This is a genomic window from Sphingomonas lycopersici (assembly GCF_026130605.1).
Lineage (GTDB): Bacteria > Pseudomonadota > Alphaproteobacteria > Sphingomonadales > Sphingomonadaceae > Sphingomonas > Sphingomonas lycopersici.
In genome coordinates this window covers 683,981-710,942 of the sequence record NZ_JANFAU010000002.1, presented here as the reverse complement: position 1 = coordinate 710,942, position 26,962 = coordinate 683,981, and the positions used below count along the sequence as shown (strand labels likewise).

Annotated in this window: 24 protein-coding genes; 16 read left to right on the top strand and 8 right to left on the bottom strand. The window is 68.5% G+C overall.

Features of this window, described 5'->3' with window-relative positions:
- Positions 1-89: 89 nt before the first annotated feature.
- Both NED98_RS06650 and NED98_RS06645 read left to right on the top strand, forming a co-directional pair.
- Positions 90-1,070 carry a GlxA family transcriptional regulator gene (locus NED98_RS06650; protein ID WP_265312285.1) on the top strand — a complete coding sequence of 327 codons (981 nt, stop codon included), beginning with the start codon at positions 90-92 and terminating at the stop codon, positions 1,068-1,070.
- Between the two features lie 81 nt (positions 1,071-1,151).
- Positions 1,152-1,523 carry an ester cyclase gene (locus tag NED98_RS06645; protein WP_265312284.1) on the top strand — a complete coding sequence of 124 codons (372 nt, stop codon included), beginning with the start codon at positions 1,152-1,154 and terminating at the stop codon, positions 1,521-1,523.
- A 109-nt stretch (positions 1,524-1,632) separates the two neighbouring features.
- Here the strand turns inward: NED98_RS06645 and NED98_RS06640 are convergent, their stop codons facing one another.
- Entirely contained in the window at positions 1,633-3,954 is a 2,322-nt protein-coding gene (locus tag NED98_RS06640; RefSeq protein WP_284699418.1) for a coiled-coil domain-containing protein, read from the bottom strand.
- Positions 3,955-4,070: 116 nt separating this feature from the next.
- Here NED98_RS06640 and NED98_RS06635 point away from each other — a divergent pair, with 116 nt between their 5' ends.
- From NED98_RS06635 to NED98_RS06625, 3 genes are all read left to right on the top strand, one after another.
- Positions 4,071-5,252, top strand: coding sequence for a hypothetical protein (locus tag NED98_RS06635; RefSeq protein WP_265312282.1), 1,182 nt, complete (start codon positions 4,071-4,073; stop codon positions 5,250-5,252).
- Between the two features lie 108 nt (positions 5,253-5,360).
- Positions 5,361-6,437 carry a DUF2336 domain-containing protein gene (locus tag NED98_RS06630; protein WP_265268934.1) on the top strand — a complete coding sequence of 359 codons (1,077 nt, stop codon included), beginning with the start codon at positions 5,361-5,363 and terminating at the stop codon, positions 6,435-6,437.
- Positions 6,434-7,786, top strand: coding sequence for a sensor histidine kinase (locus tag NED98_RS06625; RefSeq protein ID WP_265312281.1), 1,353 nt, complete (start codon positions 6,434-6,436; stop codon positions 7,784-7,786). Before NED98_RS06630 ends, NED98_RS06625 begins: the two co-directional genes overlap by 4 nt.
- Before the next feature lie 240 nt (positions 7,787-8,026).
- Here NED98_RS06625 and NED98_RS06620 read toward each other — a convergent pair whose 3' ends face one another.
- Both NED98_RS06620 and gltX read right to left on the bottom strand, forming a co-directional pair.
- Entirely contained in the window at positions 8,027-9,310 is a 1,284-nt protein-coding gene (locus NED98_RS06620; RefSeq protein ID WP_179512003.1) for a citrate synthase, read from the bottom strand.
- Between the two features lie 19 nt (positions 9,311-9,329).
- Complete coding sequence (gene gltX, locus NED98_RS06615) at positions 9,330-10,757, bottom strand: glutamate--tRNA ligase (RefSeq protein WP_265268936.1); 1,428 nt, start codon at positions 10,755-10,757, stop codon at positions 9,330-9,332.
- 254 nt (positions 10,758-11,011) lie between these two features.
- On the opposite strand from gltX, the gene NED98_RS06610 reads away from it, so the two are divergent.
- Complete coding sequence (locus NED98_RS06610; protein WP_432423297.1) at positions 11,012-13,288, top strand: ComEC/Rec2 family competence protein; 2,277 nt, start codon at positions 11,012-11,014, stop codon at positions 13,286-13,288.
- On the opposite strand, the gene lexA is transcribed toward NED98_RS06610, so the two are convergent.
- Together lexA and NED98_RS06600 are read right to left on the bottom strand one after the other, a co-directional pair.
- Positions 13,279-13,947, bottom strand: coding sequence for a transcriptional repressor LexA (gene lexA / locus NED98_RS06605; RefSeq protein WP_179512000.1), 669 nt, complete (start codon positions 13,945-13,947; stop codon positions 13,279-13,281). The two genes, NED98_RS06610 and lexA, sit on opposite strands and share 10 nt — an antisense overlap.
- 70 nt (positions 13,948-14,017) lie before the next feature.
- Positions 14,018-15,202, bottom strand: coding sequence for a molybdopterin molybdotransferase MoeA (locus tag NED98_RS06600; protein ID WP_179511999.1), 1,185 nt, complete (start codon positions 15,200-15,202; stop codon positions 14,018-14,020).
- Between the two features lie 100 nt (positions 15,203-15,302).
- Between NED98_RS06600 and NED98_RS06595 the strand changes: the two genes are divergently transcribed.
- Positions 15,303-16,688: an RNB domain-containing ribonuclease gene (locus NED98_RS06595; RefSeq protein WP_265312280.1), complete on the top strand. Its 1,386-nt coding sequence runs from the start codon at positions 15,303-15,305 to the stop codon at positions 16,686-16,688.
- Between the two features lie 125 nt (positions 16,689-16,813).
- Here the strand turns inward: NED98_RS06595 and thpR are convergent, their stop codons facing one another.
- The gene (gene thpR, locus NED98_RS06590; protein ID WP_265312279.1) at positions 16,814-17,374 is read right to left on the bottom strand and encodes an RNA 2',3'-cyclic phosphodiesterase; all 561 of its coding nucleotides are present in this window, start codon (positions 17,372-17,374) and stop codon (positions 16,814-16,816) included.
- A 135-nt stretch (positions 17,375-17,509) separates the two neighbouring features.
- Between thpR and NED98_RS06585 the strand changes: the two genes are divergently transcribed.
- The 8 genes from NED98_RS06585 (at position 17,510) to NED98_RS06550 (ending at position 24,106) form a co-directional block, all read left to right on the top strand.
- Positions 17,510-18,256 (top strand): Bax inhibitor-1/YccA family protein, encoded by a 747-nt coding sequence (locus NED98_RS06585; protein WP_179511996.1) that lies wholly within the window; start codon positions 17,510-17,512, stop codon positions 18,254-18,256.
- 134 nt (positions 18,257-18,390) lie between these two features.
- Positions 18,391-18,699 carry a PilZ domain-containing protein gene (locus NED98_RS06580; RefSeq protein WP_179511995.1) on the top strand — a complete coding sequence of 103 codons (309 nt, stop codon included), beginning with the start codon at positions 18,391-18,393 and terminating at the stop codon, positions 18,697-18,699.
- Between the two features lie 260 nt (positions 18,700-18,959).
- Positions 18,960-20,243: a 3-methyl-2-oxobutanoate dehydrogenase (2-methylpropanoyl-transferring) subunit alpha gene (locus NED98_RS06575; RefSeq protein ID WP_179511994.1), complete on the top strand. Its 1,284-nt coding sequence runs from the start codon at positions 18,960-18,962 to the stop codon at positions 20,241-20,243.
- Between the two features lie 59 nt (positions 20,244-20,302).
- Positions 20,303-21,307: an alpha-ketoacid dehydrogenase subunit beta gene (locus NED98_RS06570; protein ID WP_265312315.1), complete on the top strand. Its 1,005-nt coding sequence runs from the start codon at positions 20,303-20,305 to the stop codon at positions 21,305-21,307.
- Between the two features lie 6 nt (positions 21,308-21,313).
- Positions 21,314-22,606, top strand: a complete 1,293-nt coding sequence (locus tag NED98_RS06565; protein ID WP_265312278.1) for a dihydrolipoamide acetyltransferase family protein — start codon at positions 21,314-21,316, stop codon at positions 22,604-22,606.
- Between the two features lie 213 nt (positions 22,607-22,819).
- Positions 22,820-23,143 (top strand): ArsR/SmtB family transcription factor, encoded by a 324-nt coding sequence (locus NED98_RS06560; RefSeq protein WP_179511992.1) that lies wholly within the window; start codon positions 22,820-22,822, stop codon positions 23,141-23,143.
- On the top strand, positions 23,140-23,589 hold the full coding sequence (locus tag NED98_RS06555; protein WP_179511991.1) for an SRPBCC family protein: 450 nt from the start codon (positions 23,140-23,142) through the stop codon (positions 23,587-23,589). The genes NED98_RS06560 and NED98_RS06555 overlap by 4 nt, the downstream gene beginning before the upstream one ends.
- Positions 23,582-24,106: an SRPBCC family protein gene (locus tag NED98_RS06550; protein ID WP_265268942.1), complete on the top strand. Its 525-nt coding sequence runs from the start codon at positions 23,582-23,584 to the stop codon at positions 24,104-24,106. Before NED98_RS06555 ends, NED98_RS06550 begins: the two co-directional genes overlap by 8 nt.
- A gap of 49 nt (positions 24,107-24,155) precedes the next feature.
- On the opposite strand, the gene NED98_RS06545 is transcribed toward NED98_RS06550, so the two are convergent.
- Together NED98_RS06545 and NED98_RS06540 are read right to left on the bottom strand one after the other, a co-directional pair.
- Positions 24,156-24,851, bottom strand: a complete 696-nt coding sequence (locus tag NED98_RS06545; protein WP_265268943.1) for a phosphocholine cytidylyltransferase family protein — start codon at positions 24,849-24,851, stop codon at positions 24,156-24,158.
- Positions 24,848-25,957 (bottom strand): inositol-3-phosphate synthase, encoded by a 1,110-nt coding sequence (locus tag NED98_RS06540; protein WP_179511989.1) that lies wholly within the window; start codon positions 25,955-25,957, stop codon positions 24,848-24,850. The genes NED98_RS06545 and NED98_RS06540 overlap by 4 nt, the downstream gene beginning before the upstream one ends.
- 122 nt (positions 25,958-26,079) lie before the next feature.
- On the opposite strand from NED98_RS06540, the gene NED98_RS06535 reads away from it, so the two are divergent.
- Positions 26,080-26,958, top strand: coding sequence for a CDP-alcohol phosphatidyltransferase family protein (locus NED98_RS06535; protein WP_179511988.1), 879 nt, complete (start codon positions 26,080-26,082; stop codon positions 26,956-26,958).
- The last annotated feature ends 4 nt before the right edge of the window (positions 26,959-26,962 follow it).

Here is a 26,962-nt window from a genome sequence, read left to right as displayed (position 1 = left end):
CCTCTTTTGAAATCATCGATTTCCTTGATCCGCCCGTCACCGGATGACGACGGATTACCCGCCTTCCGGCGGTGCGCGAAGCGCGCTTCATGCTGAATATCGCGATCCTCGCCTATGACGGGTGCATGGGGGCCGAGGTATTCGGTTTTGCCGATATCATCCTCGTCGCCAACCGGATCTGGGCGTTCCGCCGCCCTGCGGAGCCGCCGCCCTTTGCCTGCACGATCGTCAGCGCGGGGCGCGTGAACGTCACGGTGGCGGGTGGCGCGATAGTGCAGCCTGTGCCCTCGCCGCATCACGCCGATCTGCTGATCGTTCCCGCATTCGATTTCGCGCGGGCGAGCGATATCGATCGCGTCGTTGCCGGGCTGGGCCCCGAAATCGCGATGATTCGCGGCGCCGCCGGCAAACATCGCGTGGCGTCGGTCTGCGGCGGTGCCTTTCTGCTCGCCGAGGCCGGGTTGCTCGCCGGGCGCCGCGCGACGACCGCTTGGGCGATGGCCGAGACCTTCATGCGTCGCTATCCCACGGTGCGGCTCGATCCCAAGGCGATGTTGGTCCGCGACGGCGAGATCATCACCGCCGGCGCCTTCACCGCTTATGCCGATCTCGCACTAGCGATCGTCGCCGACCATGCCGGCGCGGCGATCGCTCGCGCGGTGGCGCGGTTCAGCCTGATCGACACCGCGCGATCGAGCCAGGCGCCATTCTTCGACAAGGAGATGATGCGGCGCCCCGCGACGCCCTTCGCGCGCGAGGTGGAGCACTGGCTCGCGGCACATATCGCCGATCGCTACAGCCTCGATGCCGCGGCGGCCGCCTTCAGGCTGTCGAGCCGCACCTTTCTGCGCCGGGTGAAGGAAGCGACCGGGCGCACGCCGCTGGCGCTGCTTCAGGGGATTCGGCTCGATCAGGCGCAGCGCCTGCTCGAAACCACTGATCTTGGGATCGCCGAGATTGCCGCGCGGATCGGCTATCAGGATGTGCCGAGCTTTCATCGGCTGTTCCAGCGCACGATCGCGCTGACCCCCGCGGCCTATCGCCGGCGGTTCCGTGGCGGTATCGGATAAAAATTTGTCGTTGCCGCCACGATCGGTCGCGGCGCGGATCGTTTAGCCGTGCGTCCAGCTTAAACGACTGGAGCAGGAATCATGTCCGTGTCGCAACAGGTCGACGGGCTGATCGAGATGGTCGAGCGCGGCGAGTTTCTCGAAGCCTTTCCGCGCTTCTACGCCACCGATGCCGAGATGCAGGAGAATGACAATCCGCCGCGCGTCGGAATCGATGCGCTGATCGCCAACGAACAGATGATGCTCGCTGCTTTCCCCAAGGTGACGGCGCGCGCGTTGAGCCGCTTCGTCGACGGCGATCAGGCGGTGATCCGCTGGACGTTCGAATTCGTCGCCCCGAACGGCGCGACGATCCGCCTCGACGAACTGACGCTGCAGACGTGGCGCGACGACCGGATCGTCCACGAGAAATTTTATTACGATCCGGTACAGATGCGGCCGGTTGTGGGGTGACGCGCCTCGCCCGTTCGGGCTGAGCCCGTCGAAGCCAAGCACTTTTCTTGCCATGAAGAAGGGCAGCGCTTCGACAAGCTCAGGGCGAACGGGATAGGTGCTCGACGCGTTACCGCAGCCGCTCGATCGCCTGCGCCATCGCGACATAGAGCTTGCCCATGTCGGACGACAGCAACGTCACCCCCAGCGGCGAGCCGTCGCGCTGTGCGAGGATCGTGCGCAGCATCGCCTCGAAATCGTGGATGTAGCGGTTGACCTGATCGCGGAACGCCGGATCCTCGTCGTAGAGCTGCGCGATATCGCGTTGTTCGGACGCATCGAGCAGCCGCACCGCGCGGCGGGTGAAGACCCCGCGATCGCCCTTCAAATAGGCCGCCCAGGCGCTGTCCGCGACATCGGGGGCGAAGGTGCGGGTGATGTCGATCGCCGCCGAATTGAGCGCCTCGATCAGCAGCGAGGCGCGTTTGGCGAAGCTTTCGCGCTCGTGCTCCTCGCGTTCGTTCTGCGCTTGCTCGATCTTGATATCGACCAGCGCGGCCTGTTCATCGATCTTGGTGATCTTCTGATCGAGTTCGCCTGCGGCGCGGGTCGCGGCGGCGACCGCGCGCTCGGCGGCCTGCGACAGATCGGCGATCGTCTTTTCGAACCCCTTGTCGACCGCCTTGCGCAACGCGACGACGCCCGATTTCTCCAGCGCCTCCGCCGCCTCGGGGATCACCCCGGCGAGCGTATCGCGGGCATGTTCGGCGGCCTGGGTCGCGGTGTCGCGGACGCGCAGCAGCGCTTCGAGCAGCCGCGGGGCGGCGTCTTCGGACAAGCGGTTGGCGCGCTCGGCGGCCTCGTCGATCATCTGCCCGATCCCGTCCGCCTTGGCGCGGCCGGTGGCCAGCGTTTCGAGCAGCGTCGCGGTCAGCGTGTCGACGTTGCGCCGCTGGTCGGCGATCACCTGCGCGATCGCCTCGATCGCGTCGTGGGTGCTCTCGGCAGCGGTGACGAGCGCGAGCAACTCGGGCTTGGTCGCGACGACCACCGCCTTCGACGCGGCGAAGCGCGTGTCGAGCCGCTCGACCGCTGCGGGCATCGTCTCGTCCATCTCGCGCGCGGCCGAATCGAGCGCGGCGAGCAGGGTTTCGGTGGTGCCGATCGCCTTGGCCGCCATTTCCTCGCCAGCGCGCAGCGCCTCGGTCATCGCATCGGTCGAGCCGCCGAGCGCGCTGATCGACGCAGCGAGCGCCGCGGCGCGATCGGCGCTCTGCCGGTGCAGCGCCTCGAGCCGGCGCTCGACATGGCTCACCCCGTCGTCGAGCGTCGAAAGCAGTGATTCGCCCGCGCCGCGCTGCGCATCGAGCCGCTCGGCGACGCGATCGATCACCAGCTCGATCAGGTTGATCCGCTCGGCGAGCGTATCGGCGCTTTCCTTCGCGGCGGTATCGAGCGCGGCCTGATGCGTGCCGACCATCGCCAGCATCGCCTCGCCCTGCGCGGTGATGCTCTTGCGCGATTGGTCGATCGCCCCCGCGGTACGGTCGAGCATTGCGTCGACCACGTTCGACATTTCGGCGGTGACCGCTTCGAGCCGCGTCCCGACATTGTCGCTGACCGATTCCATCCGCTCGATATGCGCGGCGAGCTTCTGCGCTGCGCCATTGGCGACCGTCTCCGCCTCGCGCCCGCGTTCGGCGAGCGCGCAGACCTGCACGTCGAGCGACGCCGCCTGTTCGCCCGCTGTGTGGCCGACGCCTTCGAGCCGCGCGATCAGCGCATTGATCTCGTCGCGCGCGCGCGGGAGCCCGGCGATCAGCGTCTCGAGATTAGTCTGCGCGATGCGCGTCGTATCCGAAAGCGCGCGGGCATGGGTGTCGGCCTGCGCCACTTCGCCCGACAGGCTGTTGCCGATCGCGGCGAGTCGCATCGTGGCGCTGTCGCCCAATGCTGCGAGCGCCTGGGTCTGCTCGGCGAGCTGGGCGCGATTCGTCTCGATCGTCGCGCTCAGCGTGGCGACGGTGCGTTCGAGCGAGGCGGCCTCGGCGCGCATCGCCCGCGCAGTAAGGCCGAAGCGGCGCGCCTCGGCGGCGCTGGTGCGCAAGGTGAGCAGCCACACGATCCCGGCGAGCACCGGCACGGTGACCAGCGCCGCGCCGAATTGCGCAATCGCGATCGCCGACATCGTCGGCAGGTCGCCCCACGCCAGCGCGATCAGCGTGCCGACCCAGATCAGCGAGAGCGCGGCGAGCACCGCCGGCCCGATCGTGCGCCAGCGCGACGGCGGTTCGACATCCGCGGCGAAGTCGTGCGATGCGATGATGTGATGCCCTCCCTCGACCGCGGTGAACTCACTGAGAAACAACGGGGGATCCCCGTCCGGTGCCTTGGTCTCGGCTGGCAGATTGGCCACGTCGCGTAGCCCGAGCGATGAAGTCCCCCCGTTCATCGGCCGGTTTTAACACGAATTCGCGCGGGACAAAGCGATTAGCGTCCCGAACCTTGCTCGTTTCGCCGCAAGCGCCGCGCTTCCACCCGCGCGCATCAACCGCTAACAGCGCGCGGATGCTCGCGGGATTGCTGTTCGCCGTTCAGGATGCCGAAGACCGCCAGGGAGTGCTGGCGGCGACATTGCCGTTCGCCGGCGTGACGGTGATCGAATATCAGGCGCGGCTGCTGGCGACCGCCGGGGCGTCGCAACTGGTGATCGTTGTATCGCGGCTGACCCCCGAATTGCTCGGCGCGATCGCGCGGATCGGGCGGCGCGGGATGAGCGTCGACACCGTGCGCAGCGCGGGCGAGGCGAGCGCGCGGCTCCATCCGCTCGCGCGGGTCGTCGCGCTGGCCGACGGGTTGATCACCACCGATGCGACGCTCGCGCCCTTCGCCGCGGAAGGCGGCGATGCGTTGCTCGTGCTCGATGCCGGCAGCGCGTCGCCCGACTACGAACGAGTCGGCGGCGGGCTCGCCTGGGCGGGGATCGCGCGGCTCGATGCGCGGCGGCTCGCCGACGTCGCGGCTTTGCCGAGCGATTATGACGTCCAGTCGGCGCTGCTCCGCGTCGCCGAGCAAGGCGGGGCGCGGCATGTCGTGCTGGCGGCGGGCGAGGCGGGCGCGGGGCACGGCATCGAGCGGCGCAGCGCCGCGCTGGAGCAGCGCAGCCGCGCGGTGATGATGGCGACGCTCGCGACGCGGCCCGGCTGGTTCGATCGCTGGGTGGTGCGGCCGATCGCCGGCTTCGTCCTCCCGCCGCTGATCGGGCGCCCCGGATCGACCGTGGCGGTGACGATCGCTGCCGGAGTCGCGGTGCTGATCGGGCTCGGGCTGGTCGCGGTCGGATATCAGACGGTCGGGCTGTTCGCCGCGCTGGCCGGTACGGTCGCCGCCGCAATGGGCGAGCGCACCGCCTGGCTGCGCGAGGAAAGCCGGCTCGCAAGCGTGCTGGCCTGCGGAATCCCGGGCGCCGCCGCGCTCGCCGCGCTGTTGCTCGGCCGGTCGATCGATTCGCGCGGGCTGAGCGATTCGGGGGTGATCGTCGCGCTCGTGCTGATCGCGGTGGGCGCGCTCGTCGAACGCGCGACCGATGCGGTGCCGCGCGCGATATGGTGGGCGACCCCGCCGGCCTGTCTCCTGCTGCTGGCGGTGCTGACGATGCTGGGGATGCCGCTGGCCGGGCTGATCCTCGCCACCGTTTACGCTTTCGCTACCTTAAGCGCTGCAATCGAGTTACTTCGTCGTAAGGCTTAAGAGTCTGTTTGGGAAAAGCGGTTTCACCGCACGCAATGACCCGAAACGGGCATTCGCCAAAAAGACTCTTAGTCGCGTCTTAACGACATTGAAGTTAAAAGTACGGTGATGACGGTCGATCCGAACGGCCCCTTGCGTGCGATCGCTCCCGACGCCGCGCCGATCTTCGTGCGCGCGGCCGAGGCAGATTCGCGGGCGTGGCGGCGGCTGGAAACCGCGATCGACGATTTTTTCCTCAACGATCACGATCGGCTCGATGATCGCACCCGCGCGATGCTGCGCGCGGCGATCGGCGCGTTGCTCGAGCGGATCGAGCGCGAACTGGCGACCCACGCCACCCGCGTGCTCGCGCGCGGCGAGGATGGCGCGGGCGGGGTGATCACCCCGCGCCCGGCCGAGACGATGCGACGGCTGCTCGATGCCGGGCTGTTGCGCGATCAGGATCTGATGGCCGAGGTGATCGGCCAGCTTCGGCTGGCCTTGCTCGGCGCGGCGCTGGGGGCGAATCGTGAGCCCGGCGCGCCGGTGATGCTGCTCGCCCGGCTGGCGCAGGGCGACGACAATGTCGTCGGTGCGGCGGCACGCGATTACATCATCGCCGAGGGCCGGCGCGAGGCGGGCAGCGGGCGGTCGGTCGATCTGCCGGCGGACCTGCATCGCCGCCTCGTCTGGTGGGTGGCGGCGGCGTTGCGTGAGGCGCAGGGGCCGGCGGCCGACCGCGCCTTGGTCGAGGCGGCGTCGCGCAGCATCGATGCGCATGACGACGGCGCGCGGCTCGATACGATCGCGCTCAGGCTGGCGGCGGCGATCGACGCGCGTGCGGAGGAATTGCCCGATCTGCTCGCCGAAGCGCTGGGCGAGGGCAAGGCCGAGCTGGCGGCGGCGCTGCTCGCTTATGTCCAGCGGGTCGATCTGCGCGAAGCGCGTGCGCTGCTGCTCGATGCCGAGGGCGATCGGCTGTGGCTCGCGCTGCGCGCGCACGGCTTCCCGCGCGAGGCGCTGGCGCGCGTTGCCTTGCTGCTGTCCGACGCCGATCCGCGGCGCGATATCGAGGCGTTCGCCGATCAGCTCGATACGATCGCGGCGATCCCGGTGCTCGCCGCGCGCGAGGCGCTCGCGCCTTTGTCGCTCCACCCCGATTTCCGCCGCGCCATTCGCGCGATCGAACGGTTGCGCCGCGCATGACCGACGGCCGCCTCCTCACCGCGCGCTTCGACCAGCATGACCGGCTGATCGCGGCGGACCCCGATTTCGCCGCGCTCAACGAACGCGCCGGGGGGGCGGTCGGCGAATTGCTCGCGATCCCGCAGCTCGCCACGGTGGTCCGGCTCGCGCGACGGCTGCGCATCCTCGTCCAGCGCACGGTGGTGATCGCCGATGCCGAGGCCGATCTCGAATGCTGGGTCCGCGCCAACCCCGGATCGGACGGCGTGTCGCTGTCGGTTTCGCCGATGCGCGAGCGCCCGGCGTGGCGCGCGACCGGCAGCGTCCACGCCGCTCCGCCGCCGGGCGCCTTGTGGCTGTGGGAGGCCGATGCGACGTTGCGGCTCACCCGTCTGCCGTCGGAAATCGGCGACGGGCGCGGGTTCGACGCGCCGTCGCTGATCGGCAAGCCGCTGACCGATCTGTTCACCCTCCAGCCCGACGCGGCCGGGGGCATGCCCTTGCTTGAGGCGCTGGCGATGCAGCGCGATTTCGATCGTCAGGCGGCGGTGATCCGCAACGGCGGCGGCAGCGTGACGCTCGCCGCGACCGCGCGGCGCAATGCGGCGGGGGTGTTCGCTGGCTTCGTCGGCGGGGTGTTCCCGGCGGAGGCGACGAAAGCGACGCCGGCCGAGGATGTCGCCGCCACCTTCAACACCCGGCTCGACGGCATATTGCGTGCGCCGCTGACGCGGATCATCGCCAGCGCCGACAGCATCAACGCCGCCGAGGACGGGCCGATCGACCCGCATTATGTCGATTACGCCGCCGATATCGCCAGCGCCGGGCGGCATCTGATGGGGCTGGTCGACGATCTCGCCGATATCGAGGCGGTCGAGCGCGACGATTTCACGATCCTGACCGAACCGGTCGATCTCGCCGATGTGATGCGCCGCGCCGCCGGGCTGTTCGCGGTGCGCGCCGCCGATGCCGGTGTGACGCTCGACACGCAGGGGCTCGATGCGCCGCTGGTGGCGAGCGGGGAATTCCGCCGCGTGTTGCAGATCCTGGTCAATCTGATCGGCAATGCGCTGCGCTATTCGCCGCGCGGCGGGACGGTGTGGCTGCGCATCCAGCGCGACGGCGGGCGCGCGGTGGCGATCGTCGCCGATCAGGGCAAGGGCATCGCGCCGAAGGATCAGGCGCTGGTGTTCGAGAAATTCGCCCGCGTCGATCCGCGTGAGCCGGGCGGAAGCGGGCTCGGCCTCTATATCTCGCGCCGGCTGGCGCGCGCGATGGGCGGGGCGATCGAGCTCGACAGCGCGCCGGGCGAAGGCGCGCGGTTCATGCTCGCGCTGCCGCTGGTGCCGGCGACGGTTACGGCGCGCTGAGACGGGCTCCGTTTAGGCGGACCGCTATCCACCGTTCGCCCTGAGCCTGTCGAAGGGCGACCCCACTTCACGAATGACAGGACGCCCTTCGACAAGCTCAGGGCGAACGGGTCTTGTTTAACATGCCATATAAACGTCATGCCGGACTTGATCCGGCATCCAGGGCGAGGTGCGACGGCACTTGAGGCTCTGGATGCTGGGTCGAGCCCGGCATGACGCTTTTGGTTCAGATGGTTCGGATCAGCGCTTGCTCATCGGCACATAGCTGCGCTGCGTCGGCCCGGTGTAGAGCTGACGCGGGCGGCCGATCTTCTGGTCGGGATCGGTGATCATCTCGTTCCACTGCGCGACCCAGCCGACGGTGCGGGCGAGCGCGAACAGCGCGGTGAACATCGAGGTCGGGAAGCCGATCGCGGAGAGGATCACGCCCGAATAGAAATCGACGTTCGGGAACAGCTTCTTCTCGACGAAATAGCTGTCGTTGAGCGCGATTTCCTCGAGCCGCAGCGCGGTTTCGAATACCGGGTCGCTGACCTTGAGCGCATCGAACACTTCGCGCACCGTCTTCTGCATCACGGTCGCGCGCGGATCGTAATTCTTATAGACGCGGTGGCCGAAGCCCATCAGGCGGAACGGATCGTTCTTGTCCTTCGCGCGCGCGATGAATTCGGGGATGCGATCGGGGGTGCCGATCTCGTGCAGCATGTTGAGCGCCGCCTCGTTGGCGCCGCCGTGCGCCGGGCCCCACAGGCAAGCGATCCCCGCCGCGATGCACGCGAACGGATTGGCGCCCGACGAACCGGCGAGCCGGACGGTCGAGGTGGAGGCATTCTGCTCGTGGTCGGCGTGGAGGATGAAGATCCGGTCCATCGCCTTTTCCACCGCCGGGTGGACCTCATATTGCTCGGCCGGGACGCCGAACGTCATGCGCAGGAAGTTGCCGGTGTAGCTCAGCGAGTTGTCCGGGTAGAGGAACGGCTGCCCGACGCTGTACTTATAGGCCATCGCCGCGATCGTCGGCATCTTGGCGATCAGCCGGTGCGAGGCGATCATCCGCTGCTGCGGATCGTGGATGTCGGTCGAATCGTGGTAGAAAGCCGACAGCGCGCCGACCACGCCGCACATCACCGCCATCGGATGCGCGTCGCGGCGGAACCCGCGATAGAAGGTCGCGAGCTGTTCGTGCAGCATCGTGTGGCGGGTGATCGTCGTCTCGAACTTGCCCAGCTCGTCCGCCGACGGCAGCTCGCCGTTGAGCAGGAGATAGGCGACTTCCATGAAGCTCGACTGTTCGGCCAGCTCGCCGATCGGATAGCCGCGGTGGAGCAGCACGCCTTCGTCGCCGTCGATATAGGTCAGCGCCGAGCGGCAGGAGGCGGTGGAGGTGAAACCCGGATCGTAGGTGAAGGCGCCGGTCGCGCCGTAAAGCTTGCGGATATCAACCACATCCGGCCCAACCGTACCGGACAGGACAGGATATTCGGAATTCTTCCCGGCAAGGGAAAGCTCGGCGGTATCGGTCATGTGGTCTCCTTACCCCTGCTTAACGCATCTGGTCGGCGATCCGCGCCAGGCTTTCGTCGCGGCCCAGAAGGGCCAGCACGTCGAAGATGCCCGGCGAGGTCTTGCGCCCGGTGAGTGCGGCACGAAGCGGCTGTGCGACCTGACCGAGCTTGACGCCCGCCGTTTCGGCCACGCGGCGTACCGCATCTTCGAGCGCCTCCGTATCCCAGTTGTGCACCGCGTCAAGAGCGCTGTGCAGTTGCGACAGCAACGCGGGCGCTTCACCCTCCAGCAGCCCGCGTGCCGCATCGTCGATGACGAGCGGGCGGGTGGCGAAGAGGAAAGCGGTGCCGTCGGTCAACTCGTTGAGATTTGCCGCACGCGGCTTGAGCGCAGGCATCGCGCGGGTCAGCAGATTGAGCGTCGCGGCATCGTCCGAACGCCCGAGTCGCGCCGCGACCAGTCCGGCGAGCCGCGCGTCGTCCGCCTCGCGGATATAATGGCCGTTGAGATGTTCGAGCTTCTTGAGATCGAACCGCGACGCCGATTTGCCCACCGCGCCGAGATCGAACCATTCGATCGCCTGTTCGCGGCTGATGATCTCGGCATCGCCGTGGCCCCAGCCGAGGCGGAGCAGATAATTGTCGAGCGCCTCGGGCAGGATGCCCAACTCGTCGCGATAGGCCTCGATCCCCACCGCGCCGTGCCGCTTGGACAGCTTGGCGCCGTCCGCGCCGTGGATCAGCGGGATATGCGCATAAACCGGCTCGGGCCAGCCCATCGCGCGATAGATCGGCAACTGGCGGAAGGCGTTGTTGAGATGGTCGTCGCCGCGGATGACATGCGTGACGCCCATGTCGTGATCGTCGACCACCACCGCGAGCATATAGGTCGGCGTGCCGTCCGAGCGGAGCAGCACGAGATCGTCGAGCTCGGCATTCTGCACCGTCACCTCGCCCTGGACGCGATCGTGGATCGTGACCGCGCCGTCGAGCGGAGCCTTGAGCCGGATGACGTGCGGCGCGCCCGGGTCGTTCGGCACCTTGTCGCGCCACGGCGAGCGGATGCGCAGCGGCTTCTTCGCGGCTTCCGCCTCGGTGCGCATCTGCGCCAGTTCCTCGGGGGTGAGGTAGCAGCGATAGGCGTTGCCGCTGGCGAGCATCGCCTCGGCGACCTCGGCATGCCGCGCGGCGCGCTCGAACTGGAACACGGCGTCGCCGTCCCAGTCGAGCCCGAGCCATTTCAGGCCCGAGAGAATCGCGTCGATCGCCGGCTGGGTCGAGCGCGCGCGATCGGTATCCTCGATCCGCAGCAGGAACTTGCCGCCATGGTGGCGCGCGAACAGCAGGTTGAACAGCGCGGTGCGCGCGCCGCCCAAGTGAAGGAAGCCGGTGGGGGAAGGGGCGAAACGGGTGACGACCGAGGCATCACGCTCGCTCTCGCCGGCAAGATCGGTGGTTGCGCTCAAACGCGCTTGCTCCCAAGCTGAATTACGACATGGCCTAGAGGGCCGGGGGCGCCCCTAGCACGCGCCCGGTGGCGCGACAAACCTTCGCGATCGAAGGGGGAGAGGGAGGGTGAACGGGCAGCGCGGCTTCGAAGGGCGGCGTGTGAACGGCGGCGTGGCGGCCCCTCCTCGCGTCCCCGCGAAGGCGGGGACCCAGCCCCGCATTCCGCAAGGTTACGCTCCCTCTCCCCGGGTCTCCGCCTTCGCAGGGATACATGAGGAGCGGGTCGAGCGCTCCTCCCGCCGGCGTTGCGACATTGTCGCCTGATCTCGGGCAGCCGATTCCCGCCTTCGCGGAAACAACCGATCAGCCCCGGCCGCGTTACGGCGCGATCGAGCGCTGGCTGGAGGCCGAGCGCGATCAGATCGTGCTGTGGCTCCCGGTGTGTCTCGGCACGGGCGTCATCCTGTGGTTCGCGCTCCCCGACCCCCGGCTATGGATCGCGACGATGCTGGCCGCGGCGGGGACGGCGGCATTCGCGACGGCGTTCTCGCGCGGCGGGCGGCTCGCGCCCAGTATTGCGATCGGCGGTGTCGCGCTCGCTTTCGGGGTCGGATCGGTGTGGGTGCATGCCGAGCACGCCGGCGCCCCGGTGCTGCCGCGCGCGATGATCGTGCGTTTCGAGGCGCGGGTGGTCCAGGCGCGGCCGCTGCCCGCGCGCGATCTCATCCGGCTGACGCTGGCGCCGACGCGCTGGCTCGATCGCAGGCCGGTATCCGCGCCCACGCGCATTCGCGTCAACCTCACCACCTCTGATGCGCCGCGCGGCCTCGCGCCTGGCGCGATCATCGCGCTGCGGGCGAGACTGATGTCGCCCGCGCCGCCCGCGGTGCCCGGCGCCTACGATTTCGCGCGGGTCGCGTGGTTCGACGGGCTGGGGGCGACCGGGCGCGGCTTCGCCCCGGTGACGATCCTGTCGGGCGCGGCGGCGGGGGAGGGGCTGCGCGTGCGGCTGACCCGTCACATCCACGCGCAGCTCGGCGGCAGCGTCGGCGGCATCGCGGCGGCGCTGGCGACCGGCGATACCGGCGCGATCGGCGAGGACGATGCCGAGGCGATGCGCCGATCGGGGCTGGCGCATCTGTTGTCGGTCAGCGGGCTGCATATCACCGCGGCGGTGGCGATCACGATGCTGCTCGCCTCGCGCCTGCTCGCGCTTAGCCGGAGGCTGGCGCTGACCGGGCGCGTGCCGCTGCTCGCCGCGGCCACCGCTGCATCGGTGGCGATCGGCTATACCCTGCTTACCGGCAGCGAGGTCCCGACGATCCGTAGCTGCATCGCGGCGCTGCTGGTGCTCGCGGCGATGGCGCTGGGGCGCGAGGCGATCACGTTGCGGCTGGTCGCGGCAGGCGCGCTGATCGTCCTCCTGCTATGGCCCGAATCGCTGGTCGGGCCGAGCTTCCAACTCTCCTTCGCCGCGGTGACGACGATCGTCGCCTTGCACGAGCATCCGGTGGTGCGCGGCTGGTTCATGAAGCGCGACGAGGCGTGGGTCGCGAGCGTCGCGCGCGGCGGCGCGTCATTGCTCCTCACCGGGGTGGCGATCGAAGTGGCGCTGATGCCGATCGCGATCTACCATTTTCACCGCGCGGGGATTTACGGTGCGGTGGCGAATATCGTCGCGATTCCGCTCACCACCTTCGTCGTCATGCCGCTGGAGGCGCTGGCGCTGCTGCTCGATATTGCGGGGCTGGGCGCGCCGGCGTGGTGGCTGACCGGCAAGGCGCTGGCTTTGCTGCTATGGATCGCGCGGACCACCGCCGCGGCGCCGGGGGCGGTGACGATGCTCCCCGCGATGCCGGGCGGCGCCTATGCGCTGATCGCCGCCGGCGGGCTGTGGTTGGCGCTGTGGCGGACGCGCTGGCGGCTGCTGGGGTTGGCGCCGTCGCTCGCCGGCGCGGCATGGGCGCTGGCGACCCCGGCGCCCGATTTGCTCGTTACCGGCGATGGACGGCACGTCGCGATCCGCACCGCGCGCGGCGACCTCGCGCTGCTGCGCGACCGCGCGGGGGATTATGTCCGCGACACGCTGGCGGAAAATGCCGGAAGCGATGACGATCCGCTGCTCCTGTCCGAACAGCCCGATGCACGCTGCACGCGCGATGCCTGCCTGGTCGTACGCGAGAGCGGCGGACGACGCTGGCGCATCCTCGCCACCCGCAGCCCCTATCTGCCGCCGTGGCGCAGGCTCATCGCGGCATGCCGTGACGCCGATATCGTGATCAGCGACCGCCGCCTGCCGCGCGGCTGCGTACCGCGCTGGCTGCTGCTCGACCGGCCTGCGCTGGCACGCACCGGCGGCCTCGCGCTGACGCTGGCGAGCGGGCGGGTGACGACCGTGCGCACGCCCGGCGACCGGCATCCGTGGGTGGAGGCGACGGATATCGCCGCGGACGATATCGACTTACCGCAAAGCCCGACCGGCGGGGCAGGTCTTCCCGCCCGACAGCGCAACCGGCCCGAAAGCCGGCGGCACCTTGTTCAGTCGTAGCGCCGCAACAGCCCCGCGAGCTTGCCCTGCACGCGCACCTGCGCCGGGGCATAGCGTTGCGGATCATAGCTGCGGTTGGCCGGATCGAGCCGGACCATCGCGCCTTCGCGGCGGAAATATTTGAGCGTCGCCTCGCTATCGTCGATCAGCGCGACGACGATCTCCCCGTCGCGCGCGCTTTCGGTGCGGCGGATCAGCGCATAATCGCCGTCGAGGATTCCCGCCTCGACCATCGAATCCCCTGCCACTTCGAGCGCGAAATGCTCGCCCGAACCGAGCAAGGCGGCGGGGACCGGCAAGGTGCTCGATCCCTCGAACGCCTCGATCGGCAGGCCAGCGGCGATCCGGCCGTGGAGCGGGATTTCGATCACATCGTTCGCCGGTTCGGGCGTGGCGCGGCGCGGCGGCGCAGAAGCGGCAGCAGCGGCGCGCGACGGCTCGACCCGCTCGGGCATCTTGACCACTTCGAGCGCGCGCGCCCGATTGGGCAGACGGCGCAGAAAGCCGCGTTCCTCGAGCGCGCTGATCAGCCGGTGGACCCCCGACTTCGATTTGAGGTCGAGCGCCTCCTTCATTTCCTCGAACGACGGCGACACGCCGGTTTCGGCGAGGCGATCGTGGATGAAACAGATCAGCTCATGCTGTTTCCTGGTGAGCATTGCGATCCTCCGAGCGGCGAACAGACGCGGAACTTTTACGGAACATGTCGCCGCCGGTCAAGCGATCGCGTCACGCAATGACGAGGATTTCCGCCATATCGCCCGCCGCCGCCGCCGGCGCATGCGGCGCGCGCACGATAAGGCAGGTCGCGCGCGCCAGCGTGGCGAGCATCGAACTGTCCTGGATCGCCGCCGCATAGACCCGGCCATCGCGTTGTTCCGCCCGGATATAATCGGTGCGCTCACCGTTGGCGGGCAGCGCCTCGCCGAGCGTGGCAAGCGTCGCGCGCGGCAGCGGATCGCGCGCGCCGGCGATCCGCGCGGCGAGCGGGCGGACGAACAGCAACCCGGTCACGAACGCCGAAACCGGATTGCCCGGCAGCCCGACGACCGCGCAATCGCCGCGCCGCCCGGCCATCATCGGCTTGCCGGGGCGCAACGCGATGCGCCAGAAATCGATCACCGCCCCTGCCGCTTCGAGCGCGGGACGGACGAGGTCATGATCCCCGACCGACGCGCCCCCGGTGGTGACGAGCAGATCGGCGGCAACATCGGCAAAGGCGCGGGTCAGCACGTCGAGCCGGTCGGGCAGGATGCCGAGATCGACGATCTCGATCGGCAGGTCCGCGAGCATCGCGCGCAGCATCAGCCGGTTGGATTCCGGAAGGCCGGCGCCAGCGCTGCCCGGCTCGATCAGTTCGTCGCCGGTCGCGGCGAGCGCGACGCGCACCCGGCGGCTCACGCTCACCTCGCCGACGCCGCCGGTGGCGAGCAGGGCGAGGCGCGCCGGGGTCAGCGCGGCGCCGGTTTCGCCGAGACTGTCGCCCTCATGAAAGTCGAGCCCTCGCGCACGGACATTGCGCGCGCGCCGCGTCGGGCCCTCGCCGGCGAGATGCAGCGTCGCGCCGTCGCGCCGCGCCTCCTCCTGCACCAATACGGTATCGGCGCCCCCCGGCATCGCCGCCCCGGTAAAGATGCGCACCGCCTCGCCCGGCGCGACGGTGCCCGCAAAGTCGCGGCCCGCGGCGCTCTCGCCGATCACCTGCCACGGGCCGGGCAGGTCGGCGAAGCGGATCGCATAGCCGTCCATCGCCGACAGGTCCGCCGCCGGCTGGGTCCGGCGCGCGGTCGCCGGTGCGCGCAGATAGCGTCCGGCGGCGGCGGCGAGCGGCAGGGTTTCGGCGGGGATCGCCGGTGCGAGCGCGAGCAAGCGCGCCTGCGCTGCGTCGATCGGGAGGAGCGGGGAAGGGGCCATCGCTTGCTCCCTTGCCACGGGTAGCGCGCCGGAGCCACCGCTCGCATGATCGACCAGCCGTGATCGACCGGGCGCGCGGCTTGGCCTATAGCCGGGGGCGATGAAGACCTTGCTCGATCCCGACCGCGCGCTGACCGAGGGGCTCGCCGCGATCCGCACCCAATATAACGTCCCGCAGGGCTTCGCGCCCGAGATACTCGCCGCTGCCGACGAAGCCGCGAAGCGCGTGCCGAACGCGCATGTCGATCGTACCGCGATCCCGTTCGTCACGCTCGATCCCGCCAGCTCGACCGATCTCGACCAGGCGTTCGCGATCGAGGCGGCAGGCAACGATCTGTTGCTGCGTTATGCGATCGCCGATGTCGCATGGTTCGTCGACGATGGCGGGTTGCTCGATGTCGAGGCGTGGCGGCGCGGCGAATCGCTCTATCTGCCCGACGGAAAGGCGTCGCTTTATCCCCCGGCGCTCGGCGAGGGCGCGGCGAGCCTGTTGCCGACCGGCGATCGCCCGGCGGTGATCTTCGCGGTGCGTGTCGCGCCCGATGGCAAGGCGACGCTCGACGGCGCCGAACGCGCGCTGATCCGCAGCCGTGCCAAGCTCGCCTACGAAACCGCGACCGACGCCGATCTTCCGGCCGGGTTCGCCGAGCTCGCGCGCCGCGTCGCGGCGGCGGAGGATCAGCGCGGCGCCTCGCGGGTCGATCCGCCCGAGCAGGAACTGGCACGCAACGGCGACGGCAAGTTCCAGCTTCGCTTCGCCCCGCGCGAGGAGGCGGAGGATCGCAACGCGGCGCTGTCGCTCGCCACCAATCTCGCGGTGGCGGCGTCGTTGCTGGCGCATCATACCGGGCTGTTCCGCGTGATGCCGGCGCCCGACGCGCGCGCGGTGGTGCGGCTGCGCCACGCTGCCGAGGCGCTCGGGGTCGACTGGCCGGCGGCGATGTCGCTCGCCGATCTCCAGAAAAGGCTCGACGGGCACAACCCGCGCGAGGCGGCGCTGATGGTCGCAATCCGCCGCGCGGGTGAGGGGGCGAGCTATGCGCCCTATCGCCCCGGGGTCGTGCCGTGGCAGGCGGCGGTGGCGGCGACCTACGCCCATGCCACCGCGCCGCTGCGCCGGCTCGCCGACCGCTATGTCGTCCGCGCGACGCTGGCGATCGCCAACGGACAGGCGGTGCCCGATGTGGTGTCGGCGGCGTTCGAGAAGCTGCCCGCGGTGATGGCGCATTCGGGCGCGATCGCCGGTGCGATCGACCGCGCGGTGATCGACATGGCGGAGGCGGTGCTGCTCCACGGCCGCGAGGGGGAGAGCTTCCCGGCGCTGATCCTCGATCGCGACGATCGCGGCGCGCGCATCCAGCTGGTCGATCTGCCGGTAGTGGCGCGGGTGCTGAGCGACAGCGGCGACCCCGGCGATCGCATCACCGTCCGGCTCGACGAGGCCGATCCGGTGAAACGGACGCTGCGGTTCACCCCGGCTGGTTAATTGTCATGCCGGCCCGGGCCTCCAATCCGCCGTCATGCCGGGCCTGACCCGGCATCCAGAGCAGCGAGCGATGCTCTTTGTGGCTCTGGATGCCGGATCAAGTCCGGCATGACGGCGGGAGAAGTTCAGGTCCGAGACTCATTTGTCGCAAGCGCGCGGCGCACCACCGGCGCGTAGAATGCCCCGTCGCTGCCGAGCTGGCTTTCGTAGAGGATCAGCTCCGGCATCGTAAAATGCGCGCTGGTCAGCGCGGCATGATCCGCCAGCCAGCGGTCGAGCGCCGGCCCGTGGCCCGCGCTCCGCGGCAATCGCGCGAGCGTGACATGCGGCAGATAGGCGCGCCGCTCGGGTTCGAGCCCGAGCCGCACCAGCGCGTGATCGACCTTGCGATGAAGCGCGGCGAGCGCGTCATGCGGCGCGACCCCGGCCCATAACGTATCGGCCCGCCCGCGTTTCTCGAACCGCCCGACCCCGGCGAGCGCGACGCTCGGCGCGGGTGCGGCGATCGATTCGATCGTCAGCGCGATGTCCTCGGCCAGCGGCCGCTCGACCTCGCCGATGAACCGCAATGTGAGGTGGAGCTGGGCATCGTCCTGCCAGCGCGCGCCGGGGACGCCGCCCATCGCCGCCGCGAGCACGGCGCGGACCGCGGGTGGCGGGCGAAGCGCGACGAAAAGGCGATGCATCCTGGACAGACTTTTGCTGTAACGTTTTGTAACGAAAGATTGCTCGGGGCCGCCTCGCTTGAAAAAAGCGGCCATACGGGCAATATTTCCGGTGTGCCGGCCTCGTTCATTGCCGGACAAAGGAGCGAATTGACAATGGCTAACTGGTCTGACCCCCGGCCGACTGCCGCCCCGTTCGGGACGAGCGCCGCCGATACGCGCGGTGCCGCGTATGACGCGGGTCTCCGGTCGTACATGCTGTCGGTCTATAACTATATGGCATCCGGCGTGTTGCTCACCGGGATCGTGGCGCTGCTGTTCGCCAGCGGCGGGCGCGATAGCCTCGCGGCGCAGGTGTTCCTGGCGCCGGGCATCCTCAAATATGTGGTGATCTTCTCGCCGCTCGCCTTCATCATGGTGCTCAATTTCGGGCTCAACCGGCTCTCGACCGGCGCGGCGCAACTCATTTTCTGGGCCTTCGCGGCGGTGATGGGCGTGTCGATGTCGACGATCTTTCTCGTCTACACCGGCACCTCGATCGCGATCACCTTCTTCGCCACCGCGGTCGCCTTCCTGTCGCTGAGCCTCTACGGCTATACGACGAAGCGCGATTTGTCGGGCATGGGCACGTTCCTGATCATGGGCGTGGTGGGTCTCATCGTCGCCTCGCTGCTCAACCTGTTCTTCAAGTCGCCGGCGATGGCGATGGTGATCAGCGCGGTCGGCGTGCTGCTGTTCGCGGGCCTCACCGCTTATGATACGCAGCGGATCAAGAGCATGTATGCTTATGTCGCCGGGACGGACATGATCGGCAAGGCGGTGATCATGGGCGCGCTGTCGCTCTATCTCGACTTCATCAACATGTTCCAGTTCCTGCTGTCCTTCATGGGCCAGCGCGACTGATCGACGCCTCGGGCGTCTTGCCAACAACGGCCGGCCCGGCGGGACCCCCCGCCGGGCCGTTTCTGTTTAGGGCAATCGTTACGCCGCGTTAACCAGAGTCGTGGCAATGTCGGTCCAGCAAAAGGACAGGATCGATGGCCCTTCGCACGCAGCCCAATGACGAACGCCGCGCACCGCGCTCCCCGGTCGAGTGCCGCGCGACCGCGCGTATCGCCTTGTCGATCGAGGTGCTCGACGCCTCGTCGCATGGAATCCGCGCGCGCCTGTCGATTCCGCTCCCCCCGGGGGTGACGCTGAAGATCAGCCTGCCCGACGGCACCGAGCGCCACGCGCGCATCGTCTGGGCGAACGACGGCGATATCGGCTGCGAATTCCTCGCGCCGCTGACGATGCGGGAGCTCGACGCTTTACTCGCCGCGACTCCGATCGCCCGCCCGCGCTAATTGCTGCGCTCAACCGCCGCCACCTGACCCCGTTGGGGCTGAGCCTGTCGAACGGGGCGACGAGCGCGAGCCGCTTAGGTGCGATACCGCCCCTGCCGCGCGCCGCTTCCCCGTGCTATCCTGACCACCGCGAGCGGCCGATCGCAGCCTTCATGCTGCCCGAAAGAGCCAAGCAGCATACGAGAGCGCTTGAAATATTATTTCAACCGCGCGAAGGGGCTGTGCGCGCCGCCAAGACCGGCGCGAGTCTTGGAGAGAGCATGGTCGGCGATCGTAGCAATCTGAAACCCCTGGCGCTTCACGTGCCGGAGCCGCGCTTCCGGCCCGGTGACGAGGTGGACTTTTCCGCGGTCGATATCCCCGCGGCCGGCGCCGCGCCGCGCCCCGATACCCACGCTGCCCCCGCCGATTTCACCGACCTGTCGTACTCGATGGTTCGCGTGCTCGACGATGCGGGGCAGGCGGTTGGCCCGTGGAACCCGCGGCTGTCGCCCGACAGGCTGCGGCGGATGCTGCGCCACATGGCGCTGGTCCGCGCGTTCGACGAACGGATGTTCCGCGCGCAGCGGCAGGGCAAGACGAGCTTCTACATGAAGTCCTTGGGCGAGGAGGCGGTGGCGGTCGCCGCGGCCTATGCGCTGCAATATGACGATATGTGCTTCCCCTCCTATCGCCAGCAGGGGCTGCTCATCGCGCGCGATTGGTCGCTGGTCGACATGATGAACCAGATCTACTCCAACCGCGCCGACCGGCTGCAGGGCAAGCAGCTTCCGATCATGTACTCGGTGCGCGAGGCGGGGTTCTTCTCGATCTCGGGCAATCTCACGACGCAATATCCGCAGGCGGTCGGCTGGGCGATGGCCTCGGCCTCGAAGGGCGACACGCGGATCGCGGCGACCTGGTGCGGCGAGGGATCGACCGCGGAGGGCGATTTCCACTCCGCATTGACCTTCGCCACCGTCTATCGCGCGCCGGTGATCTTCAACGTGGTCAACAACCAATGGGCGATCTCGAGCTTCTCGGGGTTCGCCGGGGCGGAGGCGACGACCTTTGCGGCGCGCGCGATCGGCTATGGCATCGCCGGGCTGCGCGTCGACGGCAATGACGCGCTCGCGGTCTATGCCGCGACCGCCTGGGCGGCGGAGCGTGCGCGCACCAACGCCGGGCCGACGCTGATCGAGCATTTCACCTATCGCGCCGAGGGCCATTCCACCTCCGACGACCCCAGCGCGTACCGTTCCGCGGGCGAGCCCAATGCGTGGCCGCTCGGCGATCCGATCCGCCGGCTCAAGGATCACCTGATCGCGATCGGCGAGTGGGACGAGGAACGCCAGGCGGCGATGGACCGCGAGGTCGCGGAGGAAGTGAAGGCGGCGCAGAAGGAGGCCGAGAAGAACGGCATCCTCGGCCACGGCCTGCACCAGCCGCTCGACAGCCTGTTCGACGGGGTGTTCGAGGAGATGCCGTGGCACCTCGCCGAGCAGCGGCAGATGATGATCGATGAGGAACAGGCTTCGGGCCGTCCGTGGGCGCGCAAGGGGTAATGGAAGTGGCTGAAATCATCGAAACCGAGGCCGGCGCGGAAGCCGGCGATACCCAGCGCATGAACATGATCCAGGCGATCAATTCCGCGCTCGACATAATGATGGCGCGCGACGATGCGATCGTCGTGATGGGCGAGGACGTCGGCTATTTCGGCGGCGTGTTCCGCGCCACCGCCGGCTTGCAGAAGAAATTCGGCAAGACCCGCGTGTTCGATACGCCGATCACCGAATGCGGGATCATCGGCGTCGCGGTGGGGATGGGGGCCTATGGCCTGCGCCCGGTGCCCGAGATCCAGTTCGCCGATTATATCTATCCCGCGCTCGACCAGTTGGTGAGCGAGGCGGCGCGGCTGCGCTATCGCTCCGACGGCGAGTTCATCGCGCCGCTGACGGTGCGCTCGCCATTCGGCGGCGGGATCTTCGGCGGGCAGACTCATTCGCAATCGCCCGAAGGGATCTTCACCCATGTCTCGGGGCTCAAGACGGTGATCCCGTCGACCCCCTATGACGCCAAGGGGCTGCTGATCGCCGCGATCGAGGACAATGATCCGGTGATCTTCTTCGAGCCGAAGCGGATCTACAACGGCCCGTTCAACGGCCATTGGGATCGCCCGGCGGAGAATTGGTCGAAGCATCCCGCGGGCGAGGTGCCGTCGGGCTATTATCGCATCCCGCTGGGCAAGGCGAACGTGGTGCGCGAGGGCGAGGCGGTGACGATCCTCGCTTATGGCACGATGGTCCACGTCTGCCTCAACGTCGTCGCCGAAGCCGGGGTCGATGCCGAGGTGATCGATCTGCGCACGCTCGTCCCGCTCGATATCGAGACGATCGAGCAATCGGTGCGCAAGACCGGGCGCTGCATGATCGTCCATGAGGCGACGCGCACCTCCGGCTATGGCGCGGAACTCGCGGCGCTGGTGCAGGAGCGTTGCTTCTACCACCTCGAGGCACCGATCGAGCGCGTCACCGGCTTCGACACGCCTTATCCGCACAGCCTCGAATGGGCCTATTTCCCCGGCCCGGTCCGGATCGGCATGGCCCTCAAGAAAATTCTGAAGGACTAAACGACGATGGCGCGTTTCAACTTCCGCTTGCCCGATATCGGCGAAGGCATTTCCGAGGCCGAGATCGTGGCGTGGCACGTGAAGGTCGGTGATCGGGTCGAGGAAGACCAGCAGATCGCGGACATGATGACCGACAAGGCGACGGTCGAGATGGAAAGCCCCGTTTCGGGGACGGTGATCGAACTGGCCGGCGAGGTCGGCGATCAGGTGTCGATCGGATCGACCCTGGTGGTGATCGAGATCGAGGGCGAGGAAGAAGCTGCCAGCGAGATCGCTGCCGAAACCCCGGGCGAGGCGGTGATCGAGCCGGTCGCGGTGGCGGTCGAGAGCGTTTCGCATCCCGAACTGTCGACCAAACCCGAACCTCTCCCCGTTCGGGCTGAGCCCGTCGAAGCCCGTCCCGCGCCCGTGGAGAGCGTTCCGGCCGAACCGGCGCGCCACGTTCTCGCATCCCCGGCGGTCCGGGCGCGGGCGCAGGATCTCGGCATCGATCTGGCGCAGGTGAAGCCGGCCGAGGGCGATCGCGTCCGCCACGCCGATCTCGACGCCTATCTGCGTTATGCCGCGGGGCAGGGCTATCACGCCCCGCACGCCAGCCGTGCGCGCGCCGACGAGCAGATCAAGGTGATCGGGATGCGCCGCCGCATCGCCGAGAATATGGCCGCATCGAAGCGCAACATCCCGCATTTCACCTATGTCGACGAGATCGACGTGACCGAGCTGGAGCGGGTCCGCGCCGATCTCAACGCGTCGCGCGGCGGGCGGCCCAAGCTGACGATGCTGCCGCTGCTGATCGTCGCGATCTGCCGCACCTTGCCCGACTTCCCGATGCTCAATGCGCGCTACGACGACGAGGCGGGGGTGGTGACGCGCTCGGGCCGGGTCCATCTCGGGATGGCGACGCAGACCGATGCCGGGCTCACCGTGCCGGTGATCCGTGACGCGCAGGACAAGAATATCTGGCAGCTCGCCGCCGAGATCACGCGGCTGGCGGAGGCGGCGCGCGCCTCGAAGCTCAAGCCCGAGGAGTTGGGCGGCGGGACGATCACCGTCACCAGCCTCGGCCCGCTCGGCGGGATCGCGACCACCCCGGTGATCAACCGGCCCGAAGTGGCGATCATCGGGCCGAACAAGATCGTCGAGCGTCCGGTGTTCCAGGGCGACGACCTGGTGCGCGCCAAGCTGATGAACCTCTCGATCAGCTGCGACCACCGCGTCGTCGACGGCTGGGATGCCGCGAGCTACGTCCAGGCGCTCAAGAAATTGCTCGAAACCCCGGTGTTGCTGTTCGCCGACTGACGGCGCTTCACTTATCACCTTTCGTCATGCCGGACTTGATCCCGCATCCAGAGCCTCACAGGCTGCCGCTTGTGGCTCTGGATGCCGGGTCGAGCCCGGCATGACGTCGTTTAGGCGCCCAAAGTTCACAAAGTTCACACGAGTGACCGCATTCGCCGCTTAATATTCAACCAAAGGGTTTACATTATCGGTATCGCTGGGTAATGAAACCTTATGGTTGAATATTCGCTCGATCTGACCTTTGCCGCGCTCGCCGATCCCACCCGGCGCGCGATGCTCGACGCGCTGCGCGGCGGGGAGCGGTCGATCGGCGATCTCGCCGCGCCGCATGCGATGACCTTCGCCGGCGCCGCCAAACATATCGGCGTGCTCGAACGCGCCGGGCTGATCGAGCGGCGCAAGGCCGGGCGCCAGCAGCTTTGCCGGTTGAAGGCCGATCGCTTTACCGAGGCAGAGGCTTGGCTCGCCGAATGGCGCCGCTTCTGGAACGCCCGGCTCGATACGCTCGAGGCGCTATTGCAGGAGGATCAGGCATGAACGAGCCGGTTCGGCTGACGATCACGCGCGACTTCGCCGCGCCGCCGACCCGGGTGTTCGACGCCTGGCTCGATCCGGCGCAGGCGCGACGCTTCCTGTTCGCGACGCCCGGGGGCGAGATGCTGGCCTGCGCGATCGACGCGCGGGTCGGCGGGGAGGCGCTAATCGTCGAGCGCCGCGCGACCGGCGACGCCGCGCACCGGCTGCGTTTCGAGGCGATCGACCGGCCGCGCCGTCTGGTGTTCCTGTTCGGCGCCGATCCCGCGCCGCCCGATCAATGGACCCGCGTCACGCTCGATCTGGCGCCGCTGCCGCGCGGCGGCACGCGGCTGACGCTGACGCACGAGATGGCGCCGGAATGGGCCGATTATGCCGATCGCACCCGCGAAGGCTGGACGATGATCCTCGAAACATTGGGAAAGACACTGGAGAACGATCATGGCTGACCGCATCACCGCGCATGAATTGCGCTTCGAACGCTTGCTCGCCGCGCCGCTCGACCGGGTGTGGCAATATCTGGTCGATCCCGAGTTGCGCGCACGCTGGTTCATGGGCGGGCCGACCGATCTGCGCCCCGGCGGGACGATCGGGATGACGATGGCGCACGACAATCTGTCCGACGAGGCGGTGCCGACCCCCGCGCGCTATGCCGAGGCGATCGGAAAGACGTGGAGCGAGCGCATCCTGCGCGTCGAGCCGCCGCACCTGCTCGCCTTCACCTGGTCGAACGGCGAGGCGGGGGAGGTGACGATCACGCTCGCGGCGGAAGCGGCCGACAAGACCCGGCTGGTGCTGGAACATACCGGGCTGCGCGGGCGCGAGGACGCCGCGAACTTCGGTGGCGGCTGGGGCGCGCATCTCGACGCGCTGGAGCGCCGCGTCGCGGGCGAGGGCGTCGCGGATTTCTGGAAGCTCCACGCCGAAGCGGAGCAGCGCGCAGAGGCTGCGCTGGAGGCGGCCTGACGCGCTTTTCTCCCCTCCCTTCACCAGGGAGGGGAGGTGAGCGGAGGGCTCAGGCCGCCAGCGCGGCTTCGGCCTGGTCGAGCGCCTTGGGGTCGTCGACGTCGAGCCACCAGGTGTCGCCGATATCGGTGACGCGCGCGCCGCCGGTTGCGGCGAGCGCCTCGACCCCGGCGGAGATCGACCCCGCGCCGCCCGCCGCGATGCTCGCACGCAACGCGTCGTGGAAGCGCCCGTCGACCGCGAACACCCCGCAGTCGAACGCGTCGTAATCGGGAAGATGCTTGCCGATCGCGACGATCGCGTCGCCCTGCGTGCGCACGCGGGTGACGTCGTCGAGATCGACCAGCGGATTGCCGAGTCGCCGGTCGATCGCCAGTGTCAGCGCCGCCGGCGGCGCGGCGATCGTGCGCGCGACCAGCGCCGGATCGAACAGATGATCCGCCATCATCAGCAAATGACGTTCGGGGCCGAGCGCATCCGCGCCGGTCAGCACCGAATGCCCGTTGGCGAGCGACCAATCCGGGGTGCGGACGCAGGTGATCGCCGGATCGAGCGCGGCCAGATACGCCTCGACCGCCTCCGCCTCATGCCCGGTCACGACGGTGAACGCGCTCGCGCCGCCCGCCCGCGCCGCAGCGATCACGCGCGCGATGAGCGGCGTGCCGGCGACGAGGGTGAGCGGCTTCGAGGGAGACACCGTCCGCAGCCGGCTGCCATAGCCGGCTGCGACGATGAGCGCCTTCACTCGGCGGCGAGCCGCGCGGCGTCGCCGTGGATGAAATCGTCGGTCATCTGCGCGGCGACATCGTCGGTATATTGTTCCGGCGGATGCTTGCAGAAGAACGACGACGGGCCGGTCAGCGCGCCGGCGATGCCGCGATCGAGCGCGAGCTTGCAGCAGCGGATCGCATCCACCACCACCGCGGCCGAATTCGGGCTGTCTTCGACCGAAAGGCGAAGTTCGAGGTTCATCGGTACGTCGCCGAACAGATTGCCCTCGAGCCGCAGGAAGCAGAGCTTATTGTCGTGCAGCCAGGGGATATAATCCGACGGGCCGACGTGGATATTCTCGTCCGCCAGCCGCTCGGCGAGCACCGCCTGCACCGCTTCGGTTTTCGATTCCTTCTTGCTCGACAGGCGATTGCGGTCGAGCATGTTCATGAAATCGGTGTTGCCGCCGGTGTTGAGCTGATAGGTGTGATCGATCGTCACGCCGCGGCTCTTGAACAGGTTCGAGAGGACGCGGTGAACGATCGTCGCGCCGACCTGCGCCTTCACATCGTCGCCGATGATCGGCAGCCCGGCCTTGGCGAAGCGCGCTTCCCATTCCGGCTGCGAGGCGATGAACACGGGCATGCAATTGACCACGGCGAGGCCCGCCTCGATCGCGCATTCCATGTAAAATTCAGTCGCCGCCTGGCTGCCGACCGGCAGGAAGTTGACGAGAACCTCGGCGCCCGATTCCTTCAGCGTGCTGACGATCGACGCGCGATCCGAATCGGGCGTGTCGTCCACCTCGAAGCCGCGGTCGTTGGCCACGGTGAGCATATGGCCGGCAACGCCGTCCAGCTTGGCGCCCATGCGAACGATCGTGCCGGTCTTGGGCACTTCGGCGTGGAACACCTTGGTGCAATTCGGCTTGGCGAAGATCGCCTCGCCGAGATCAAGCCCGACCTTACGCGAATCGACGTCGAACGCGGCGACGAATTCGATATCGCCGACCTTGTAGCCACCCACGTCTTCGTGAATCAGGCCGTGCGGCTTATTGCTGTTGGCGTAATGATACTTGCCCTGCACCAGGCTGCTTGCGCAGTTGCCTACCCCGATGATGGCGACCTTAATCGATGACATTCAACCCCCGCTTGTCGGAGTGACCGACGGATGACAACTCGATTGCAGTGTGGTGACAGATGCGTCACGTCTGTCAAGCGAATGACGTTATTGCGATACGCTGTTTCGAAGGGAATCCCTCATTGGCGACAATCGAATTGCCGCAAACCGTGACCGGAAAACCGCGCGAACTGCAAGGGTTTCTCAACCATAATGTTTATCACCCGGCGGCGCGCGGGCTGGCGCGCGCGCTGGCCGCGACGCCGGTGACGCCGAATATGGTGTCGATTTTCGGCGCGGCGATGGTCTGCGCGACGGGCGTGCTCTACGCGCTGGTCGGCACCCCCTGGGCGATCGCGACCGGCTTTGCGCTGCATCTGCTGTGGCATGTCGTCGACGGGGCCGACGGCGATCTCGCGCGGATGACCGGGCGCGCCAGCCCGCGCGGCGAGGTGGTCGACGGGCTGTGCGATTATGGCGGGCATACCGTGCTCTACCTGCTGCTCGGTTATGCGCTGCAGCAGATGTTCGGCGTGTGGGTGTGGCCGATCGTGGTCGGCGCCGGGGTGTCGCGCATCGCGCAATCGGTGTTCGCCGAAAGCTCGCGCCGCAGCTACCAATATTGGGCCTATGGCGTGCCGTGGATCCAGCACAACCGCGCGGTTGAATCGACCGGCGTGGGCGGCGCGCTGGCGCGCTTCTACCTCACGGTATCGCATGCGCTGACCGGCGCGACCGAGCCGGTCAATGCGCTGGTCGCCAGCGCGGAGCCCGATCCTCCGGAGCGCCAGCGCATCGCGCGGCTGGCGCGCGAGACGGGGCGGCGCACCTTGCTGTTGCCGGGGGTGCTCGGCGCCAATCCGCGCACGATCCTGCTCGGCCTCAGCATGATCGCGGGGTCGTCGATCTGGTTCTTCCTGATCGAGCTGACCGTGCTCAACGTCGTGCTGGTCGTCGCGATCGCGCAGCAGCGCGGCGATTGCCGCCGGCTCGCGCAATTGATTGCCCGTGGACGGGATTGAGCGC